Raw genomic sequence first — 21,978 nt, forward strand, 5'->3', positions numbered from 1 at the left:
CGGGAAAACTTGGCGGTGCTCATTCAGCACCCGCGGGCTGCTCATCGACCTGCGCTTGACCTGCCTGGCAGGCTGCGTGGCGTCGTCTCATCGCTGTCGCCCGACGCTAATAGTCGGTCCGCCGCAGGCAGCGCGCACAAAAAAGTAGAATCCCGGCCGGATGACCCTGGCCGGGATTCTACTGTGGTTGCGGGGGTAGGATTTGAACCTACGACCTCCGGGTTCGGGTCAGTTCAATCCTAACAGGCCGGTATCGAAGGGTATTTCCCCTAGTCAGCGCCGAGTTATCGTCAACGGAGAGCGTTTAGTGGCCCGGAGTTACACCGGAATATCCCGGAGCTAGAACGGAGTCTTGAACGGAGCTCGGATACACCTACGTTGCCCTCCCGCCACATGACGCGGGTTACCACGCGCGACGGAGGCGCCGTGGGTCCATCGCACGCACGCGAGCCACTAAGGTGTGCCTTGTAAAGGTACACGCTACTGCGGGGAACAGTTAGGCGATCTTCCGCCGTAGTGTGATTGCCTCCCTTAAAGGCTTCGGGCCGGCCGCGCGAGTGCAGCCGGCCCGAAGAGGCTCTGTCTTCGGTCAGTGGTTCGATACTTCCACATCGTCGCGACGGGTCAGATCGATGTTCTTGGTTTCCGGCATGAGGAACGCTGTCAGGAGTGTTATTCCCGAAACGACCATGAGGTAGACGAGGAACAGGTTGTGCTGTCCACTCTCCGCCAGAAACGTATTGATATACGGTGCGGTACCGCCAAAAATTGCCGTCGCCAGCGACAGTGGGCCGGCAACGCCTGCTGCGCGAACGTTGGTGGGAAATACTTCAGCCCAAATTGCACCGTTGACGCCGAAAAGGCAGGCAAGTACGGCGAGCGCGATGATCATGGCCGCGAGCAGTCGGGCGAAGCTTCCATCGATAAGGCCGTCCAGTGGGAACGTCAGGAGGATGAAGCCGATGCCGAACAGTGCAACGAATAGGCGCCTGCCGTACCGGTCGGAGAGCCATCCGACGAAGGGGATGGCGATGAGGAAGATGACCTGGGCGATCAGGCTTGCGGTCAACGCGCTCGTGGGATCTTGCCCGCGGTTCAACTGTGCGAACGTCGGTGTGAAGATCAGCCAGGTGTAGAACATGATCGATCCGCCTGCCGAGAGGCCGAAGACAATGGCCACTCCTCTCCAGTTCCGGATCAGGGCGCCGAGCATCGGTTCGGTCCGTGTCTTGCTGAGGGTCTTTTCGGAATGTGGCGTGCCCGGGTGGGCGTCTGTATCCGCGCCGGTTGCGGCGACGAATACGTCGGACTCCGAAATTTTGCGCCGCAGGTAAAGGGCGTAGATGCCCAGGATGCCGCCGATGCCGAAGGCTACCCGCCATCCCCAGGCTGCGAGCTGGGATTCATCGAGTACGGAGTTGATGATGAGTCCGGTCAAGGTGGCGAGGATCGTGCCGAGGACAACGCTGACCCAGGACGAGCTGCCGTACAGGGCACGCCGGTTCTTCGGTGCTCGTTCGACCAGGTACGTTACCGATGTGCCCATTTCTCCGCCGTGCGCCAGACCCTGGATTAGGCGTGCTGCCAGCAGGATAAGTGAGGCGGCGATGCCGACGGTGTCAAAGGTGGGCGCGATTGCGATGACCAAACTTCCTGCGGCGGTGATCATCATGGCCAAGGTGAGGCTTTTCTTCCGTCCGACCCGGTCCGCGTAGGCGCCGAAGAGGAACCCGCCGAGGGGTCTGGTGATGAAGCCGACGGCGAAGACCGCGAGAGTGGCAAGGAGTGCGGAGACCGGATCTTGGGACTGGAAGAATTGGGTGGAGAAGTACGAGGCAAAGATCGTGTAGATCGTCCAGTCGTACCATTCCAAGGTGTTCCCGAAGTTGACTGCGACTAGGTCGCGGAACCGCTTTGCCACGTCTGTGGCGGGAGGGTTCACTGCCGGGATTTCTGCACGGGATGTGCTCATTGTGCAACCTTTCTAAGAGCTTCTTGTCGGGCTCGGCCTGTCCTGTCGCTCATGCGCGGCCTTCCAGTCCGGATTGCGCGTATTCATCGGATCCGGGTACCCGCATCTCGAACGTGTCGGTGACTACGGTGTAATCGAAGTAGCCCATGCGTGCGATTGGCCGGATAGAGGGGATGTCGAGTTTTCCCTCCGGGGTGATCACGGAGTCCTGGATGTGGATTTTCTCGACCTGGGCGAAGACTATGTCGATGGTTCCGACGTCGGAGTTTCCGGTCAGGCGGTGGGTGCTCATGTACCTGCACTCAAATTTGACCGGGCTCTCCGCCACCATCGGGACCTTGTAGTTGTCTGCGTATTCGCGGGTGACGCCTATCCGGTCGAATTCGTTCTCCTCTGGGGGCAGCGCCATTGCACTGATGTTCACGGCTTCACGCAGGTCATAGGTCGCCATGTTCCAGACGAACCACCCGGTTTGCTCTGCGTTGAGCACGGTATCTTTGCGTCGGCCGTCCGGGTACTGGTTGGCCGAAAACATCACCATCGGGGGGTCAAACGTGAGGTTCTGCCACTGACTGTAGGGCGCAATATTTTCAACACCATCCTTGCTCACACTTGAGAGCCAGCCGATGGGTCGGGGGACTGTGCAGCTCTTGAAGGGTGAGTAGGGCAGAGGGTTGGGATCGGTTTGAGGTGAGTATTTCATTGCTGGACTCTCTTTGTGTGAAGTGGCTCACGTAGCGGCTATATTCAACCAATATATCGGTCGAATATCAACAAGTGGCTATTTCGTTTTATGATCGGGGAGGAGACAGGAAGGTGCGCGGCGAACAATGGGTAAGTCAGAAGAGGTGTACGCCTCCTTGGTGCGCATGATCGAGAAGGGCGAAATCGAGGCCGGCGGCCTCGTTTCCGAGTCAGGGCTGATGGAGCGGACAGGATTTGGAAGGACGCCCGTCCGGGAAGCGGTACAGCGACTAGCACGGGACCATATGGTCCGCATACACCCGAGCAAAGGAATCGAGATTCCAGCGATATCGGTGGAGGACCAGCTGAAGCGTCTAGAGGTCCGGCGGGTCATGGAAGTTCTGGCTGTCACGTTGGCGTGCGAACGGAGCACTGGGCACGAAGCGGAGATGATGTCCGAACTGGCCACTACTCTGGATGGTCACCACGATCTGGACGAATACTCGGAAACGGTGCGCCAGACGCACGCCTTGATTACTGCCAGTGCGCGCAACGAATATCTTGCCGACGCGATGGCTCCTCTGCAGGGGTTGTCTCGGCGGTTTTGGCTCACCCATGTTCTCGATGAGCAGCATGAGATTGCCGTGGGGAGCGCCCACCACCGGCACATGCTCGAGGCGATTGCTGCAAGGGACATACCTAAAGCGAGAGCGTCGTCGATGGCCCTTAACGACTATCTCGTTTCCTTCGCCCTGGCCGTGATCCACGGCCGCGCACCCCGTCGAGCTGAACAGTCTGCCTAAAGCCCACGCAGGACGGTCTTCGCCACGCACCATCGGATACGCACGCGCCTCCCCACCACCGAGCAGGGCCTCAACGTCCAACGCCCGGAACTTTCGGCCCTCGGTGTTCCAGCTGACCACATCTACTAAGCGGCCGCCGGAAACTGGTGGCACCGGTAACCGACAGCGCTCAGCGGTGCCACCATTTCAGCACGGGAAGAATCAGACTGCCCGTAGCCTCCGCGCGGCGTTCACCATGCTGGATGTGTCCGCGAGGTCGGTATAAGCAGCCCGGTTTACGGCTGTGTCGTGTCCGAAGTAGGCCGACCGGACCACCTCAGGCACCTGGTCAAGGAGCAGCGAGTTCAATGTCGCACGCCAGACGTGCGTCCGAGCCGTCTTGAGAAGTTCGATATTGAGCGACTCGCCCAGCTCGATGTAGAGCGGCGTGGTTGCCTTCTGGCAGTTGTCGCGGTCCCAGACAGTCATCTGGTCCGTCGGTGCCCCAATAACGTACGCCGTATCGTCTACTGCGGCATTCCGACGTGCCAGTAGGCGCTCTGCGACCCGAGGGTCCAGGACGGGCACACGTCGAGGCCTGTGGGTCTTGGACACGGACTTCGTCACGGTCACGTGGAGCGTGTCGTCGTCAGTGTCGATGTGCTGCCAGGTAAGCGCATTGGCTTCCGATACGCGTAGACCCGTGGTCGCTTGCAACAGGGTGAGCTCAATGGCATTTCGTCGTTTGGCAATTCGGTCCGCGAGCGACCAGCGTCCTCGTCTCGGCTTGGTCTGGCCCTCGGCTGGATCGAGCGCCAGGAGGTAGTCGAGGACTGCGGCGTACTGATCCTTCGTCAGTGCCTGACCGCCTCTCTTGATGCTGACCCGCTTCGAACTCCTCAGATCTATCGACATCCCTGACAGCGGGTTCCCGTTGATCACCTCGTCGCGGTTCAGCTGCTGCAGCACGTACTTGGAAAGGACGGATCGGGCCTGCCGGGCGCTCTCCGAGCCATGCAACTCGGCAATTTCCTGAAGGCATGCCTCAAGGGCCCGAAAGCGTGTGCCAGAGGCGATCGAGTGCCTGCCTAAAGAATCGGAGTGCGAGTGCGTGCTGCACTCGCCAACGAGCTGGCCGAGTGCGAGGAGGTACCTCGCGCGACTGTTGGGGCGCAGTCGAGCCTTCTCGATGGCCGGGCGGGATACCTGATCTATGTATTCGCTCAGAGGAGAAGTCGTCTTCCAGATGCCCCCGCCTGTTGTGAGTAACTCTTTGGCAGTCGTCTTGGCGCGCTGCCGGACTTGGCCTTTGGTGGCACCTTGAGAACGCTTGGTTACCAACCGCCCGTCGTGGAGCCGGATGGACCAGTCGAGCAACCACACACCCTCGCGCTCGCGGGGCGTCGCTCGGTCGATGGAGTGGTGACCCACCTCAAGGCGGGTTGTGGCTGAGCGCTGCCGGCCACCGCGAGGTAGCCGGCCGGCGTTCTCGCCCCCGGCGCTCATCGCTCAACCCCGATCACGCGCTCGGCGAGGTACTGGTCAAGGTCTGACACCCGGTAGACGATCCGAGCCCCGGATTTACCGAGCCGGACATAGGGCGGTCCTTCGCCAAGCGCGCGCCAATTGGAGAGCGTTTTACGCGCGACGCCGAGATATGCGGCGGCAGCGATGCTCGGCAACCCAGCGGGCGGCGTCGCGATGATCGGGGGCGCGCTGATTGGAAGAACTGAAGTGGTCATGGTTGCTCCTCGAAAGTATCGACACTTCCGAGGGACCGAATCCACCGAGCCTATTACCGGCTACCTTGGCGGCCGTGCACCGGCGGTGCGCGTCCACTCGTCGAGATCACACAGCCGGTCGGCTGTTTGATTCTGACCCTTCATTCATTCGGGCTGACATGAACGTACCACAATGGCCCGACGTGGCCCGGGAGCCTGACTTAGCCGATTCGCCAAATTGCCCTAAGGCGAGGATCTAATGCGCTTTCTTGGCGACCTACCGTGGATGCAGATTGATGAGTGCCGCCTCCACTAAAGAGTGCCCACACCGCATTTCTGTCGACGGTGCCTCAGGCATAATCCCGCTATACGAGATCGTTGCCGTCTACGCAGTCGACCGACAGGACGTTCGGCGCTGAGGAGTGCCTCGTCAAACGCTCCAGAAGGGTGGGTGAGGGCACCCCAAAGGTGCCCAATCGGAGCGACCAGATGGGACGCACGGAGCACCTTGAACTTCAAGGTGAGTGTGACCGCCTTCCGGACAGAAATAGGCCACAATCTACCCACGTCCGGCCGGAAATTGGACAGTTTAGGGCCAGCTCGTGGTCACTATCTGGGCACAGAAGATCACGCTCTATGTGAGTTGAAAGAGGGCCTCGAAGTGGCCGTCTTTCGGCCGGATGGTGGCCATTTTCCGGCCCTTGAAGGATGGGGCTCTCCGCGTTGACCGCGGTCGGTCCGGGAAGGGGCCGTCTTCTGTCCATCTCGTGGTCTTTGGCTTCGTTTTCCTACCCGTCGACTCCGTTGCTGGTACATCCTCTTTGGCGTCAAGCTCTGCGCCGACTACACCTCGCTCTGTGCCGACGAGCATTCGATAGGAACGACCCAGGCGCCGCCGGCCACGCCCCTCAACAGAGCACTACTCACGCCCATGGCCGGGGCGTCGGGTGGTAGCTCGATTGCCCGCCCGCTGCGTCTGGCGGCGCCGTGCGCTCTTTCGTCGTTCAGATCGACGAGCGAACGGCGCTCATGCAAGGTCTCCGCCGTGCTCCGACCAGCGCTGCTGTGAGGCTAAAGCGGCCGTGTGCCCACGGCCGCGACGGGGTTGGAACGAGCATGGTGACAGGGGGTGTCAACACGCGCTCCATCGCTTCGCTCGATGCTTGGAACCACGGCGTCACTTCGTTCCAAACCGTGGTTCCAACCAGACCCCGTCTTTCCAACGGAAAACGATGCCACTGGTACCACCACACGCGACGGAACCTACGGTTTCGACGGTGGTACCAGAGGGTGTGGAACCAACGTTTTCCCTTGATACAACAGCAAATATGACCCGATCTTTCGCTAAAGCTCCAGATGCGGCGGAAAAAGGCAAAAGGGCATAAGGGGGCGTGGCGCCGGGCTGCGTTTCCATCCTCGCTTCGCTCGTCGGAATCTTGCTCGGCGGTCGGCTCAGCCGACGCGCTTTCGGTCACCCGGCGGACACCCGCTTCGCTCCGTCCTCCAGGCTTCCTCACCCTCGTCGCTGGCGCTCCTTGGGCCCCTTACTGCGTCGCTTCGCTCCTTGCCCTCCAACGCCCCATCGGGGGCGTTGGAGGGTGCCTCTGACGGTGCCGCTCCTCCGCTTCGCTCGCCCGCGGCCACCGTCGGCTGACTCCGCCAAAAGTGGCTCCGATGCTCTCCGCCTGAGAGCGGCTCCAACGACCCCAGCCGGAATGCCGTCATCTGATTACTCGCCGCGAAAGGCAGCGCGAAATGATTTTTGAAAATTTGACTTGAATGATTTCCGCTCAGGAGCGTCGGACGGATGGCTCTTCAGACGGACGGCCTGCTGAACCAGTCGAAGGGCTATGGCAGTTGGACCATGATTTGTGCACGCGGTTCGTCAAACCCTTGATGCATCCGGCGCACGAAATGACATCGGCTGCGGAGCACGCCCAATTCCCTGCGTCCGTGAAAAGCAAGCTTTCGCTCGCTACACCCGGATTCGAATCCAGCGTGGTCGGTGCGTGTGTACCTGCAAGTGTGTCCAAGGTGTACGAACGTGCTGCGGCGAGCATAGCGCGCGTTGCCGGCTCCATCCGGGTTTCGTCGTTCAGCTGGGTTTCATACCAAGAACGCTGGGCCCCGCGATGTAACGCCGCCCGCTTCTTACATTAGCGAGAACAGCTGTAACGGCGTCGCGCGTCTCGCTCGCCTTCCGCCTCAAGCCGCGGGGCTTGTCTTTGAATCTCATGTCGAATAGTTGGCATCGACAGATTGCGTATCGCTTATCGTGTTCTCGTCGCCCAGAGCGTCTGTCGTCGCTGCCCGGAGGTTTTCTTCCACCGGTCGGGAAGTGTGGCAGCCCACAGAGCAGAATTACTGCGTTGCATAGCGAGCGTCATCAAAGAAGCAGTTCAACCAGCTTGGAACAGAACGTGCTGCTCCCCGAGTATGGGCCACGATGTACCTGCTGGTGTACCTGCTGAAATTACCCCCTCCAGGCACGCCAGCAGGTACACGCGATTCCCGGAATATCAACGATCTGGCAGGCTTCAGGACGTATGTACCTGCTGTAACTACTACCTCCAAAGAATAAGTATGTAGAAGCCCTCAAATATGGCATCCCGCCCTACGTGCTCTCACGTATAAGGGGTTCGCCCAGAGCAGGTACACCAGGTACATTCACTGTTTCCGCAGGTCAGAGGCACATTTGGCCTTTTCGGGCCGTTTCTTGGGAAAACCACGAAAACCACCTCTGACCTGCGGTTTTGTCTTTTTTGGGCGTACCTACACCCCTGTAGGTACGTGCAGGTACATTTCCGTCGCCGCGAACCACACTGTCAAGCCTCAGTCGCCCATGTTCAGTCTTTCGGTCAGACTTGGGAATGAAAGGCCCGACTCTTCTGAAAAGGTGAGCACTACAGAGCGAGGACAATTATGTGCCAAGCGCAGATGCTTGAGAGTCGGTGGTTAGCGAAGGTTCCTGCATACCAAGGGTTCTCGGCGCCAGATAGGGGCAATGCGGGACGTGGGCTCTGAAGTTTCGTCCGGAGGCCCGTTTATTCGTGATGACTTTGCGCCTGCTGTACCAGCCTCGCCGTGAGGAAAGTCGTGCCGGCCATATAAGACGCACGTGGCTTACCGGTGGTCGATGGAAGCCACCCCTGCTTGCTCCTCGCCGGGACGAGGACAACCTTTCCTAATGCCCTAGAACCAGAACGGGCGCTGTGGAAGCCGGAGCCGCAAAGCTCAGGGGGCAGCGCGGAAATAAGGGGCTGCTGCGTAGCCCCGCGTCCGGCCCTAACTACGCCTGCGCTACACCGTTTATGGCTTGTGTTAAGACCGTGGGCTAGGAGTAGCGCTGGAAAAGATGTATGTCAGAACTGAACGCGCTCATATCCACTACCCACGTGCTGGCCAGAAAAGTTCTACGATCCCTGCGCTACAACACTGCGCGGGGGTGGAAGCGCTGGTAGGCGGGTAAAACCCCGTAGCATTGCAGTGCATCGCACCCGCTTCCCCGACGAACAGGCCGCGTGGTGGTGGGGAGGCATAATAGTCGCCCACAGCAGGTATTACCAACTGTGACGCTGCCCAGCTGTGAAGAGTTTGCTCGGATACCAGCCGAAACGCTAATGGGCCCGGCTTTCAGGGCTGCACCGAGATTTGTACAACTCCCGGTGCACCGTAAAGTGCCACCTTATGATCCCCGATCCACAGCTAATGAATACGACGGACGCTCTTCTCGACCTCACAGAAACCGTGGCTAGTTTGGCCGACGACCCCGCACCTGTAGAGACGCTGACCAAAGTGCTTTTTGCGATAGAGGACCGTCTTGCAGGCGTCGAGTTGCCCGCTGAGCAGGTGAGCCACTTGTATGACACGGGCGCGTTCGCAGTTTCGGAGGATCATAAGCTTTCGCCGTCCAGGGGAAGGATCAAGGTGCAGCTCGTGATCACCGAGGGTGACCAGTTGTACCTTCTCTGTACCCACTCACTGAAGGAAACTGCAAGCTATTTGGGCTGGGAGGAAGAGGACGTTCTGACCGCCGTTGACGAGGGACGTCTGTACGCTATCGAGGTGCTGGGTCTTACCCGATTCCCCGCGTGGCAATTCGACAATGAGGTTCCAGGGAAGGTTCTTCCCGAGCTCTCAAGATTCATTGAAGCCATCGATCCCAAGTGGCCTTCATTAATCGTGCGAGGCTACTTGGAAGCACCCCAAAAGGGCCTCCTCCCCGAAGTTCACATGGCGCCCATCATGTGGCTCCGTGATGGAGGCGATGTCGAGACGGTGATCGAACATCTCAAGACCCGATCCGAGGGCTGGTGAGCAACTGCAGTCGCAAGGGCTATCGGAGTTGCGCCACCACTACGGACGTGACCGCCGCTGAAGGGTTCAATGCCGGTGGGCTCTCAACGGCTCAAGGCAGTAACGAAGATCCTCGACGACGCTATCCAGTCATGATGACCGGCATGGGTATGAAGGCGGCATTACGGTGAACCATCTAACAGTGGAAATGGCTGACGGGGCTAATGCCGCCCCGCAGGACCCAACGTTAGTCGATCCTGGGTCTTGGATGCCGTGGGCTACCGTCGGCGTCTGTGCAGTACTGCTGGTGAGCGTCGTTATTTACGCTTTTCGTCTGTCGTCGCGCCGGTACGAGGATGGGCAGCAGGTCCTGAAGAAGTCGGCCGGCGCTACGTCGGAGCCGAAGAGCAACGTCGCAACCAAGTCGCAATGGTGGACGCGCACCCAGTGGGCGCTGGAGGCCACAGTGTCGGGGAACGAGGTGATGAACGACTATGGCCTCAGGATGGTCGGCGCTCTGGCAAAGAGCAACATGGCAGATGCTAAGGAAAAGGCGATGCTGGATGCCGTCTGGCAAGGATCATTTACCGGGATGCAAGATGAGGCCATCGACCAACTCATCGAGGACGTCAGTGAGTGGAAAGACCCTCCAAAAGCATCGAAGGCTTCGCAGCCCGATGCCGGTGTACGACCCGGCTAAAAGGGACCAGGTGCTCTCTACACTGCGCCGCGAGATCCTCGCAGCCCGGCTGAAGGTAGCTCTTGACGAGCAGCTGGGACGCGTGACCTCGCCGAAGGTGAGGCGCCTGGCCCAGATAAAGTTGCCGCCGATTGTCAGGCAGGTTGATCCTTCCGGTGATGGTAAGGCTGATGGAGGCGGGCGGGCCGCTTCCAGCCGACACGAGTAAGTGGCAGCGGCGGCAAACCGCGGCAACCCGGCGCGGATAAGGCGGATAAGACTTCCGCACGGAGGCAGTTGCCTAAACCTAATCTGGACAAGATTCCTTGTCCTCCACCCGGCCGAGCGGCCGCGAATGTGAACGAGAGAGATGGTTAGAAATGAACGCCCCGGATAACGCCGGCACGCGAAAGTCGCGCGTTGGACGTCCGTCAAAAGGTCAGCGCGTGCAGTTTGCCACGCGGCTCTTGGTTCCTCTTGCTAAAGCAGCCCGTTCCAGGGCCGAGGGTCTCGGAATGACCGTAAGCGACTACCTCGCGACACTTATCGCCCAGGACACCAATCTTCCCCAGTTCGCACCGTACCAAACTGCCCCCGACTCCAGTGAGATGGCTTCTAGCCAGGTCTTCGCCAGCCCCTCTGCTGCGGCGTTTCCCACTAGGAGCAGGGGCGGAGAGGGTGACAATCATGACCAGAGTGGATCTTGCTCCCAACCGACGTCGAAGCCCATGTTCCTCTCGGGAGATAGCGCATAGGCTGGGTGATCCTTAAACGTGATTTTGGGGAACTTCCTAATCTGTGTTTTGAACGTCCTAGGCCACTGACTACCGCCATCCCTGCTGCGCAGGAGGTATGCCAGGACGGCGGCTGTCACGTACAGTTTCTTGCGATAAGGATTTAGGGCGGCTCTCTGCAGCAGCGGGCCGACTGTGCCGGGAACAATGTTTAGTTCGTAACCCATGTAGCGGTTGAAGATCCGCTTGCTGTGGGCACATCCGTTTCTAAGCCCGTTGATTGCAAGTATCCATTTGTGCAGCGTCGGCCCTTGCGAGAGACCGAACTCCCGTGCAATAGCCGTTTGATCGACGCTTTCCATCAGGCCGAACAGCCTCGCCAGACCGCCTAGGCTCAAGACTTCGGTGGTTGCCCAAACGGGTAAGTCGTTGCCGTACTTGATAATTAGATGTTTGACGAACTCTTCTTCTTTCGACTCACTACGCGATTTCTCGTAGACGTGAATCCAATCTCCATAAGCATCAGTGTGCGCTCCACCGCTCAACATCGAACGCGCTGAACACTTACGTTCATCAAGGCTGGAGCGATCTAGGTGAGACATTGGATCAATGGCTCCGAGCCTGTGCGCTACCAAGGCCCGCAGACTAATTTCGAACTCATGAGCGCCAGCCAAGCAGACCTTCCGGAGATCCGAATCGAACTTGTATAGGTCCATCACATGGCTGAGCCTTGCTCCGGGAAGATACTTATCCGACCGAAACTGGAAGGGGGTCTCTCGAGCTGTCTCGGGTCCTAGTAGCTCGCGTAGGGGGTACAGATAAGCGCCTAGACGGTAATAGCCAATGCGCTTCAACTGGAGGGCTGCATCGGCGCGATCCCCGCAATCCAAACCACGGTCCGTAAGGATATTGACGAGTTCGTCGTAAGTCTTGAATTCCTTAGTGTAGGCCACCTGTCATTTATACAGGCAAAAAGAAAACCGACCCGTATCGGTCGTACGACCAAAAGAGGAGCCGGTGTTTATGAAAGCCACGATACTCGATTGAGTTGGAAGTAGCAAGCTTCCAATACGGGGACGCCTTTGCAGCGATCGGCCCGCGAGCACCAACTTCGGGGCGCAGGGCGGTAACCGCCCCAATGTGCTCCGCGGTACGTCAGGCGTTCCTCCATGGTTTTCGTCAAGGGGCGGAGGCGAGTGGTACGGGTGAAGTGGGCCTTGCCGAGCTTAGTCTGTTCCCTTCCGAAGCTGCCAGGATCATGAAGCTTGCACTGGTCAGCGAGGTCGACGGTGCCGCGTCCCGGGCCATGGAGTCCGGAGTCGGCCCGCAGGAGGCTGAGGTGCTTGATGGCGGTCAGGGTGTGCTCGGTAACCGAGTACCCAGCCTGGATGTTTCCGGACTTCCAAGGTGCGCAAGGGTGAGGTTGAGGTGGCCTGCACCTGTAAGCGCCACCGGCAACCAGTTCGGCCGAACCGGGGAACCGAATCCACGCCCACACCGGCACACCGGGCATTACGCGGGTCCCCTTGCAGTGCTCAAGGTCGAGTTCCTGCGGGGTCAGAGACACCGGCTCGGCACGTCTGCTGTAACGGGCCGCCAGCCTTGCCAGCGCTTCCCGATCCATGCGTTAAAAATAGACCGGAACTAGATCCGGAAGGTGGCCCCTCACGTAGGCGAAAGAAACCCGGTGGATAAACGCCTTCGTGACGCTCTGCGGTTCGGGCCAAAAGGCACTCCAAGATCATCGGTCGGTTCGGAGTATTAGCTCTCCTGCTGTCGCTACGGGATGTATGCCTCCGGCACGGGTTTTCTTATCGTCGCCGCCTTGATTCCGCCGTGGGATTTCTGCCCTGTCGGTGGCGGCTGCTAGCCTGCGGAAGTTATCACTCGACTATGGGGGGACCATGTCTGATTTGTCACCCGGTGCTGCGCCGGAACCCGAGAAACCGAAGAAGAAGCCGGGCGGATTCGGCACACACATCACGCTGACGTGCTTGGGCCTGCTGCTGCTGGCCATCCTGCCAACCGGAGCCTTCCTGTTCAGCCTCCTCGTCGCAGGGGGCGTGCTGTGGGTCCTGTTGGATGTCCTGAAGCAGTACCGGAAGGCCTTCGGCGCCCCGGCCGAAGGGTTCGGCATCAGCGCCGAGAACACCTACCGCACCGGCATGGGCGCCCCGCCCCTGCCGGTGAAGGGGCTGAAACAGTACGCGGACGAGGTATACATAGCGAACGGGCAGATGCTCGCCGACCTGCAGCGTCTCGGGGCAATGGACACCTTGGCGAGGGAGCGCCACGACGCAGAGCTGGTCCGCAGCATTAGCGCCACCGAGCGCGAACTGGCGGCCGCCAACGCAGAGCTGGTCGCGGTCCGAGGCGAGGTTTTGGACGTGCGCCAGGTCGCCGACCGGCACAACGTGGGCTTCTACGATTACGAGCATCCGGCCGAAACGTCCGTGAAGCTGGCCGAAGAACTGGCCGCCGTCCGGGCCCGGATTAAGGACAAGCTGCGGGAGAAGTCGGCCGTCACCACCGTCTCCGGGTTCACGTTTAACGGCTCGGCCAAGGAGGGCGCCAAGTTCGTCCGCGACCTCTCCGCGCTGCTCCTGCGCGCCTACAACGCCGAGGCCGAGAACTGCGTCAAGACCGTCAAGGCCGGCAACCTCGACACTGCCCTGGCCCGGCTGGAGAAGTCCCGCGAGCAGATCGCCAAGCGCGGCACCATGATAGGGCTGCAGGTCACCAGCGCCTTCCACCGGCTGCGCGAGCAGGAACTGGAACTGGCCGCGCGGCACCTGCAGGCGGTCGCCATCCAGAAGCAGCTCGAGGCCGAGGCCCGTGCCGAGGCCCGCGAGGCCGCCAAGGCCCAGCGTGAATGGGAGGCGCTGAAGGCCAAGCAGCAGAAGGAAGTCAACCACTACGCCACCGTGCTCGCCCAGCTCCAGGCCGCCGGCGACCTCGACGGCGTCCAGCGCGTTCAGGAGCAACTGGAGGAGGCCGAGGCCAAGCTCGCCGACGCCGAGGACAACGCCCTGAACACCCGCGCCGGGTACGTCTACGTCATCTCCAACCTCGGGGCCTTCGGCGAAGGGGTCGTGAAGATCGGCATGACCCGCCGGCTCAACCCGATGGAGCGGGTGCGCGAACTGGGTGACGCGTCCGTGCCGTTCCTCTTCGACGTGCACGCCCTGTTCTTCTCCAAGGACGCGGTCGGAATCGAAACCATGCTGCACCAGCACTTCGCCGCGCAGCGGGTGAACCTGGTGAACCTGCGCCGCGAGTACTTCTACGCCTCCCCGGCCCAGGTGCGCGACGCACTCCTGGAACACCACGTGGAGCTCGTCGAATACCAGGAACACGCCCCGGCCGAGGAATTTACCGCCTCCAAGGACCTGCGTGAAGCCGGACAGTTCGCCGGCGCCCGCTAGAAAGCAGTAAGGGCCCGGCCGGTGAATCCGGCCGGACCCTTACTATGCGCTGAGTCCACGGAAGGGCCTCAGACGGCGCGGGCGGTGCCGCCACTGTTTTGTATTGTTATCGGCGATAGTAACTCTGAAGGCGACAGGTTACATCCGAGATTTCCTCTGCGGCACCGGATGTCAGCCGTGGTGGCGCACTGAATCTTCGCGACTGGCCACTCTTCGCCGCAGGTGAGGCTTCTGGCCGGGATGACTCTGCCGCCGCTCGTCAGGGGAAATCGTCGTTCCTGAGATGCCTAAGATGCAGCCAGCGGCCAAGCCGACGCTCGCAGGCAAACCCAGAGTGATACATAGTCGGCCTGGCTGCTCGTTGTGCGGTTGTCAGCGTTTGATCACCAAACCGAAAAACACCCCTGCGCGCCGATAGTCGGGATAACTGGGATTATCAGGGGTAAAAAACAGACCCCTTGAAGCGAGGCGGGGCTGAGTTGTAAACGGGGTTCTGACGCGCAGAGCCGCGCAATCACTGTCGTTTGACAGAGATCCCGGCATGTCTGCCATCAATCATGGCTAGTTGTGACCTTTGAGTTGGTCTGGACCAGACCTGTTCTGTCTGTTGTCCGAGGTGGCGGGCACGGATGGTGCCTTCGTGGCCTGCGGAACTCCAATGAAACCGCTTATCGACGTGGGGCGGTGGGACGACTTGCCAACTTTAATGGCACACCAGCCCACTGAACCCAGTTGTTTCGAGTGCCTGGACAGGATCGCTGACACACACGCCCTGGAAACTCAGGCTCAACTCGTGTGCCAACCGCCCGGCGGTTTCGCCATCTTCAACGGCAAAGGACAATCACAGCCCTTCTGTCAACATTGCTATAGGCCATATTCACCGTGAGCGCTTGACCGACCTTCGAGCAAATCTAGTGTCATTCCCACACCTCGACTGCCCCAATATCGCTAAGCTCAATCTGCGCCACCCCGTTGTACGAGGAAACTAAGCCAGTTGCGCACAGCTCTGTTCCAGCTGGTAACCGCTCAACCTCGCCAACGTCCCAGATGATAATCGTGAATCGCGCGGGGTCAGGGTAATCCCGACCGAGATTAAGGAACACATCGTCATCGTCTGTACGGATAGTCGTAAGGGGACCGCACACCCGCTGTTCTGTCCCAACATATTCCGCTGCCGCATCCCATGAAAGACCGTCAGCACTGGTGGCTAGCGGCGACCCATTTGCCAAGGGTGCGTCCTCGCAAAGACCGTCTACTCTCAGCAGCTCGACTGCCTCGGCGCGAATTCGGTTGCCCCAATCAGCGCAGGATTCGATTTCATGTGGAGAAACACTAGCGCGGGATGAAAGATAATCAATCGTGATCTCGTAGGCGTCAGGACAGTTATCGGCTAGGTGCTGGAGCTCACGATCAATGGTTGGCCCGGCCGCATCCAAACGTTCGCGCTGAATCGCAGACGCCGAGGCTTGGTCGCACGATAGCGTGGACTGAGATGCCTGGTTGGAGTATCCCACACGACTACATCCCGCGACCCCCAATACGAGCACGGCCGCAGCACCAATCGCTGAGATCAAACGAAAAACTGACATTAGTCAGTCCGAAAAGTCACAGGCAATCGCATTGTACGAGTGCATTGCCGGGTCGTCCGTTGCCGTAAAGTGAGAGTTACCTTTAGGCTTGATTGTAAGCTTGGCAAGGTCAGCACTCGACATCGCTGTATCGGCAGAGAGTTTCACGAGATTTCCGTTACTTACCGTCGCGTCAGCGAACATACGATTTCCTGCCTGACCCGTTAGAACTTCGTACTTTCCCTCTGCATCGACATCGACAAACACGGCGGTGCAGCTATACGAACCATCTTTCAGCCCGGCGAAGGAAGACTGAGAGTTCCACCACCATATGCCTCCGATACAGACGGCAGCGATCACCGCATAAGGCTTCCAGGTGCGCCAAAGCGACTCGTTCATCTCTCTCCAATCGAGACCAGCTTCTTTGAAAGCTGGAAACATCGTAGGCACAACGAACCCGGGCGCCCACTTAGCATAAAGGTCAACATAAATCCTAGCTGAGAATCTACTGAAGATAGGTAATGGCCTCATGCAGGATGTAGCACTGTAGCGCTGATTTGAAGGAAAGTTATAAGGGAGCAAAAGCGCGTTATCCCCTGCTGCGCACTGCCGTCGTGCTGCCAAAAGAGGTTTGACGATTTCTGCGCTAAAGCGCTACATGCGGGCGGAGGCCCGGAAACAGGCCAACATCGCGTAGCGATGCAGAGCTACGCATCAATAATGCAGCGCTACAGGTCGTCGAACCGTGCCGGGGCCAGCCTGCGGTCGGTGAGCTTTCTCATGACGCTTGTGCCAGGGGTGAAGTAACATCCCAGAGCGTCTCGCGGTGACCTGCGACCACCTCATGGAAGGGCAGCCGGACCGAGTCCTCGTACGCGCGCAGACCTGGTCGTTGATCCACCGGTCAACCCTCGACGCCCCATGCGCAGCGGGCCACGTCGAGAACCCGGTCGGGGTCACTGTCGAAATGGTCTACCGGCCGCGACTCGTCCTCGAAGTATGTCGTCGGCGAGCACAGCCACAGCGCCACGTCTTCCGGCTCCCAGCTGCTGGTGTCAGCCAGCTGCAGCAGGGCTTTGACGAGCGGGCGGACGCGGCCGAGGGAGCGGTCGAACTGGAACCCCGGATAGAGGTATTCGTTCAGCCGGCGGACATGGAGCAGCTCACCGCGGCCGCGCATGTCGTTGACCAGGGAAGGGACCGCAGCCTGGCTCGACGTTGAGCCGAGCACCTGCGCAACTTGCGCGCTGGTGAGAAGACCGAACTCGTCCTCGATGGACTTCACGGCATTCTCGCTCGCCTGTGCTGCGCGGTCCATCGGGCTTGGTTCAATAAATCCGCCGTGGTCGGGCATATCATCATGGTCGCGCCTAGGGTGTGCGTTCATGTATTCACCTGAGCCGATCTAGTCGTCGTTGATAAAAGTTATCAAGCCCTCGGTCCGGTGATCGGTTGCCTGCCCGTCGAACGACTCGGCGCCACCAGCCGGCATCAAAGCGTCTTCGACCTCTCGATGAATTCGTGAAGCGTCATGCGACCCTCAAGGTATGAGTTGATGTCCTCGACGGTCTCGCGGTCAGGCGTCATGCCCTCCAGCGCCCAGCTGGCCATGGTGTCGATGGTCAACTCGCGTTTTTGCTGGCTACTGAGCACGCCGCGCCTCCTCGTCCCTAGTATGAATGATCGCTTCGGGGCCTTCTATCTCCAGCTCAGGACGTATCATCCATCGTAGGCGAACCCCTTCGTCACGGCGATCACGTCTCGCGTATCTGTCAGCGGGTCGGCCTCGCGCAGAACGTGCGCCGGCGCCTCGTCGTTCAGCGCGGGTCCCCTTGAACCATGACTGCACCGTCGTCGCGTCGTATCGTTCTCTCAACAGTGCCGCGGCGTGGAACGCGTGGCGCAACCGCTCACGGTCTTCCCCGTTTGTTGGGAGCTGCCTGACCGGACTTTAGAGACGAGCAGTGGGTGCCCAAAAGCGATCAACGGCGTCGCAGGTCCCTTAGGCTCAAGCCATGGGTGGCTATAAGAATCAGCAGATCACGAATGGGGAACAGGGATGGTCCTCCGTCGACAAGCATGTGTGCGCCGACTGTCTGAACGACGAGGCCTTGGCCGCTTCAGTTCAGAGCGCCGCCCAATCCACGGACTGCGACTACTGCGGTCAGCAAAGCGACGGCAATCCAATTGCAGCGCCGGTCGATATCCTCCTCGACGCCATTACTGAGGGCCTTCGGACAGAATACGGAAACCCGGGCAACGAAGGCGTGATGTATGTGTCTCGGGAAGGTGGATACATGATGCCCGTGGACGACACTTGGGACTTACTCGATGATCTCGATATAACCAATAACAGGGATTTACACGCGGATCTTTCCAATGCCATCGAAGGTCCGTGGTGCCAGCGGAGCCCGTACCGATCATCGCCTGCCCAGACGTTGTCCTGGGGCTGGGCCGGCTTTCGTCGGTACGTTACCCACGTCTCGCGCTATATGTTCCACCTTCCATCACCTGATACCGAGCAGCAGCGCGAGGATGGTGAAATTCCGCCTCAGGACATGCTTGAAGCACTGGCGCAGACCATTAGGAACGGCAACCTTACCCGCGTTCTACCCGTGGGAACCCGCTGGGTGCGCTCACGCCCGCACAGCTCAGCAGAACATTTCGGAACGGCAAAGGATCTGGGTAGCCCGCCGCCAGAAGCTGCCAAGACCAACCGGATGAGTGCAGGTGGTATCAGCGCGTTCTATGGCGCAAATACTCATGCCGGAGCGCTGGCAGAAGTCACCGGATACACGGAGGATGACTACGCCACAATCGGGACCTGGGAGACCGCCCGTCCCATGCTCGTCATCGACCTCGTTGATCTTCCGAACGTTCCGTCACTGTTCGATCCAGTGCAGCGCCAACGGCGATCGGATCTACGCTTTCTGCACGGCTTCGCCCGCGACGTTCGTCAGCCCGCGCGGCCGGACGACAAAGAGCACCTAGATTATGTTCCCACTCAGGTTGTTGCCGAGTATCTCCGCCAACTGTTTCAGGATGACGAGGGAAACCGGGCGATGGGAGTTCTCTGGCGGTCGGCCAAGGACCCGGCGGTGACAAACTGTGTGTTGTTTGTGGACAACGATGGCTGCGTGGAGCAGACAGCGGAATGGACAAGTGCGGCGACGGCCTGGCTCGGACTTGTTCCCGAGAGTTTACAACGGGGTCGGCTCACGGATATCCCGGATTGGCTGAAGGAAGACACAACAACTGCGGGACTGTAGCTGCGGGTCCAGGCGCGTCGGCAGGAAGCGAATCCTGAAAGACGAAAACGCGACACCAACAAAGATTGGCATCATGGTTTTGCTACCAACTTTTGTGGCGGACCGAGAGAGAGGTGCCACCGTTCTCGTGAACGACGTTGTCCCGTTTTGCACTGGGTCCTGACTATTGTTTGACTGTGACTACTGAGATAGCAGAAGAACATGCCGGGGACAAAGTTGATTGGCCAACAAGACTGCGCGACTCTTTATCCGAAGGGGAAAGTCTTAATCTCGCGGAAAATTTGAATCCGGATGAGCTCTGGGAATGTGTTCAGCATGACCCGGACTTGCTTCCGAAACTCGAGGCTCAAGTACTAAGGAAGGCCTTGCTCGAGCTTGAAGGAGATGCAGATCCACGGGGGGTTGACCTGCGAGGTGTACGCATACTCGGAGACCTTGACCTAAATTTTGCCGAGCTGAATTTTCCTCTTATGTTCACGGGGGTGCGGTTCGAAGGCAGCTTGGGGATGACTTCGTTCCGGGGGCCAGATGTCCATATAAATGACTCCGTTGTTCAGGACGTTGTCCTGGATCATGCAACGATCGAAAACTCTCTTGAACTGCGTTACAGCCGGGTGGAAGGCTGGGTATCGGCAAATAATCTTTCCTGCGGCGCACTCGACGTCTCGGGTACAGCGATCATCAACGCTTCAGCCAAGGAAGCCTCCTTGTGGGCCGACGGGCTGAACGTTCGCAGTGAAGCCATCGACGACAAGCTGGTCGCGCAGGGACCAATTTTGCTTACAGGTGCAACCATCGGCACCTTTCTTTCAATCATCGGTACAGAAATCAACGTTCCATGCGAACTGAACCGCGAGGGTACCTGCAGTGGATTCGCCATGAACATGGACAGCATTTCCGTGGGAGGTGTTTTAAACCTTCAACGGCTGCAGGCATCGTGTAGCATCGTCAGCCGTGGAGCCCGGATTGGCGGCCAGCTCCAAATTCAGGACGCAGTGGTTGGGCGGCACGGAAGTGCCGGACAAATCCCCTCAGTCCATAGGGGTTCCGTATATCGGCGTGGCTTGCCTCAAAGCACCTGCCGGATCGACCTCGACGGCCTTGATCTCGGTCAAGCCGCCCTGCTTGACCGAGTTCGCACAGGAGAGCTCAGGATCAGTGGAGCCAAGATGGGCGACCTGAACCTGACCGACGCGAGCATAGGCGTGGTCGAGGACTACAGTGTCTACGCGATCGGTTCCAGCATGGCCAAGGTGAAGCTTGGCGGTGGCAATTTTAGCGGATTCGTTGACCTGCGAAATGCCCATATCAGAGAGGGCCTCAGCACTTCTCCTGAACGAAACTCCAAAGAAGCTACCACCATGGGCTGTCTGAACGTGACTGATGCGCGTGTTGACGGCGACCTCAGGATAGCGCGAACAAGCTTCGAGCCGGGCGGGATCGTAGCGGATCGCGCGACCGTTTTGGGAACATTCTCTATTGAAGACGAATGCTCCATTTCTCCGAACCACGGGCGGGACGGAAGCCAACTGAGCCCGATCCTCGCACGCGGCGGGAACTTCGTGCATCTGCGTATCCACAGCACCACCGCAATAAACGGCGATGTGGATCTCGTCGGCGCGAGCGTGACGCATCTCGAACTCGGTGAAACAGTCTCATCGATCGCGCGTGGGCAAACACTTCCTTTGGCTCCGGGCACGGCGAAAACCTCAACAGAGACCAAAGCAACTACCTGGTCGCTTCAAGCCCGTGGAGCGAACTTTCAACACTTGCAACTGCACCGCAATACCCCCTTGAAAGGTGACTTGGACCTCACAGGCTCGACTGTTGCCCATCTTGAACTTCACGGCGCTACTTCGGACGACGGATCAGCCCGGAAGCTTCCTTCAATCCGCAGCACAGAAAATTTGACCCTGGGCCATCTCAGCGGCTCCATCTTCGGGAGTTGGCAATCGGCGCGTCAGTGGCTACTGTCCGAGTCCTCGCTTCAGACAGGTCAGACACCGGAGACAGGATCCTCCCAAACAGGAAAGCAACCACCTTTCCATGTACAGCCCTGGATAGCCATCGCTGACTGGTTCGAACGCGCTGGACTGGAAACGGACAGCCGGCGGCTGAAATTCAGTGCAACCGACCTGCTGTTACGCCGGCGATCGAGCCGATTCTGGCGACTAATCACGAAATACACGATCGGCCACGGCTATTATCCGCAAACCGCCATCGCGTGGCTCGCGGTGCTCTGGCTGTTGTCGACCGTTCTCATTGGACTGAACGCATCATCTTTTACTCCAACTGACCGGGACACCACACTCTCCTCGTCGAGCGTTGCAGAGGCCCCGAAACCAACTGCTGGAACCACCACTGCCGAAGCAACGAGCCTTTCGGAAGCATCGGATGAAATTGTTAAGGAAGTGGCAGTAACTACTGCATCCACCCAACCGGCGCCAGCAGGATACCCCAGCCTAATAGCACCTCTCTACGCAGTTGACGTCGTTCTCTCGCCCCTTGGCACCGGCCAATCCGAGGCATGGCGAGTAAGTACGGACGTATGGCTAAGCTCGGCCCTAACATTCATCAAGCTGCTCTCATGGGCTCTGCTTGGTCTGTTTGTCACTGGAATCACCGGTCTTATGAGCAAGAAGTAGCAACAGGGCACCACGGGCACCGCGTTAGCGGCGGCGATCGGAGGCTCCGGGCAGCGTGTCCTTCATCCGACCCCCCCATTGCTGAGAAGCATTACACATTGGAAAGGCACCATACAGCTGCCGTACGTGCCCGACGCCATGACGGTGCTTGCTCGGCGGCACGCGCTCACCTGACGAAATGGGCACTATTTCTCCAACGTGCG

General features: G+C 59.4%; 14 protein-coding genes. 6 read left to right on the plus strand and 8 right to left on the minus strand.

Features of this window, described 5'->3' with window-relative positions:
* Positions 1 to 589: 589 nt before the first annotated feature.
* Positions 590 to 1,972, minus strand: a complete 1,383-nt coding sequence (locus AC5RWX_RS00885) for an MFS transporter (RefSeq protein WP_493939808.1) — start codon at positions 1,970 to 1,972, stop codon at positions 590 to 592.
* Positions 1,973 to 2,021: 49 nt separating this feature from the next.
* Positions 2,022 to 2,675, minus strand: a complete 654-nt coding sequence (locus AC5RWX_RS00890) for a flavin reductase family protein (RefSeq protein WP_493939809.1) — start codon at positions 2,673 to 2,675, stop codon at positions 2,022 to 2,024.
* A gap of 127 nt (positions 2,676 to 2,802) precedes the next feature.
* On the opposite strand from AC5RWX_RS00890, the gene AC5RWX_RS00895 reads away from it, so the two are divergent.
* Complete coding sequence (locus AC5RWX_RS00895; RefSeq protein WP_493939810.1) at positions 2,803 to 3,459, plus strand: GntR family transcriptional regulator; 657 nt, start codon at positions 2,803 to 2,805, stop codon at positions 3,457 to 3,459.
* A 201-nt stretch (positions 3,460 to 3,660) separates the two neighbouring features.
* Here the strand turns inward: AC5RWX_RS00895 and AC5RWX_RS00900 are convergent, their stop codons facing one another.
* Positions 3,661 to 4,458 carry a tyrosine-type recombinase/integrase gene (locus AC5RWX_RS00900; RefSeq protein ID WP_494096866.1) on the minus strand — a complete coding sequence of 266 codons (798 nt, stop codon included), beginning with the start codon at positions 4,456 to 4,458 and terminating at the stop codon, positions 3,661 to 3,663.
* Positions 4,459 to 4,940: 482 nt separating this feature from the next.
* Positions 4,941 to 5,180, minus strand: a complete 240-nt coding sequence (locus tag AC5RWX_RS00905) for a helix-turn-helix transcriptional regulator (RefSeq protein WP_493939812.1) — start codon at positions 5,178 to 5,180, stop codon at positions 4,941 to 4,943.
* A 3,687-nt stretch (positions 5,181 to 8,867) separates the two neighbouring features.
* On the opposite strand from AC5RWX_RS00905, the gene AC5RWX_RS00910 reads away from it, so the two are divergent.
* Both AC5RWX_RS00910 and AC5RWX_RS00915 read left to right on the plus strand, forming a co-directional pair.
* Entirely contained in the window at positions 8,868 to 9,476 is a 609-nt protein-coding gene (locus tag AC5RWX_RS00910) for a hypothetical protein (RefSeq protein WP_493939813.1), read from the plus strand.
* A 286-nt stretch (positions 9,477 to 9,762) separates the two neighbouring features.
* Complete coding sequence (locus tag AC5RWX_RS00915) at positions 9,763 to 10,155, plus strand: hypothetical protein (RefSeq protein ID WP_493939814.1); 393 nt, start codon at positions 9,763 to 9,765, stop codon at positions 10,153 to 10,155.
* A 664-nt stretch (positions 10,156 to 10,819) separates the two neighbouring features.
* On the opposite strand, the gene AC5RWX_RS00920 is transcribed toward AC5RWX_RS00915, so the two are convergent.
* Positions 10,820 to 11,821, minus strand: a complete 1,002-nt coding sequence (locus AC5RWX_RS00920) for an Abi family protein (protein WP_493939815.1) — start codon at positions 11,819 to 11,821, stop codon at positions 10,820 to 10,822.
* Positions 11,822 to 12,772: 951 nt separating this feature from the next.
* Here AC5RWX_RS00920 and AC5RWX_RS00925 point away from each other — a divergent pair.
* Positions 12,773 to 14,293, plus strand: coding sequence for an SNIPE associated domain-containing protein (locus tag AC5RWX_RS00925; protein ID WP_493939816.1), 1,521 nt, complete (start codon positions 12,773 to 12,775; stop codon positions 14,291 to 14,293).
* 1,592 nt (positions 14,294 to 15,885) lie between these two features.
* Here AC5RWX_RS00925 and AC5RWX_RS00930 read toward each other — a convergent pair.
* The 3 genes from AC5RWX_RS00930 to AC5RWX_RS00940 form a co-directional block, all read right to left on the minus strand.
* Positions 15,886 to 16,260 carry a hypothetical protein gene (locus tag AC5RWX_RS00930; RefSeq protein ID WP_493939818.1) on the minus strand — a complete coding sequence of 125 codons (375 nt, stop codon included), beginning with the start codon at positions 16,258 to 16,260 and terminating at the stop codon, positions 15,886 to 15,888.
* A 505-nt stretch (positions 16,261 to 16,765) separates the two neighbouring features.
* A complete protein-coding gene (locus AC5RWX_RS00935) occupies positions 16,766 to 17,248 on the minus strand; it encodes a hypothetical protein (RefSeq protein WP_493939819.1) in 483 nt (160 codons plus the stop codon).
* 104 nt (positions 17,249 to 17,352) lie between these two features.
* On the minus strand, positions 17,353 to 17,514 hold the full coding sequence (locus AC5RWX_RS00940) for an antitoxin VbhA family protein (protein WP_493939820.1): 162 nt from the start codon (positions 17,512 to 17,514) through the stop codon (positions 17,353 to 17,355).
* 362 nt (positions 17,515 to 17,876) lie between these two features.
* Between AC5RWX_RS00940 and AC5RWX_RS00945 the strand changes: the two genes are divergently transcribed.
* Together AC5RWX_RS00945 and AC5RWX_RS00950 are read left to right on the plus strand one after the other, a co-directional pair.
* Positions 17,877 to 19,130: a HEPN-associated N-terminal domain-containing protein gene (locus AC5RWX_RS00945; RefSeq protein WP_493939821.1), complete on the plus strand. Its 1,254-nt coding sequence runs from the start codon at positions 17,877 to 17,879 to the stop codon at positions 19,128 to 19,130.
* Between the two features lie 176 nt (positions 19,131 to 19,306).
* Complete coding sequence (locus AC5RWX_RS00950; RefSeq protein ID WP_494096867.1) at positions 19,307 to 21,775, plus strand: hypothetical protein; 2,469 nt, start codon at positions 19,307 to 19,309, stop codon at positions 21,773 to 21,775.
* Positions 21,776 to 21,978 lie beyond the last annotated feature (203 nt).

The sequence above is a fragment of the Arthrobacter sp. SPT-J7 genome, assembly GCF_059089965.1.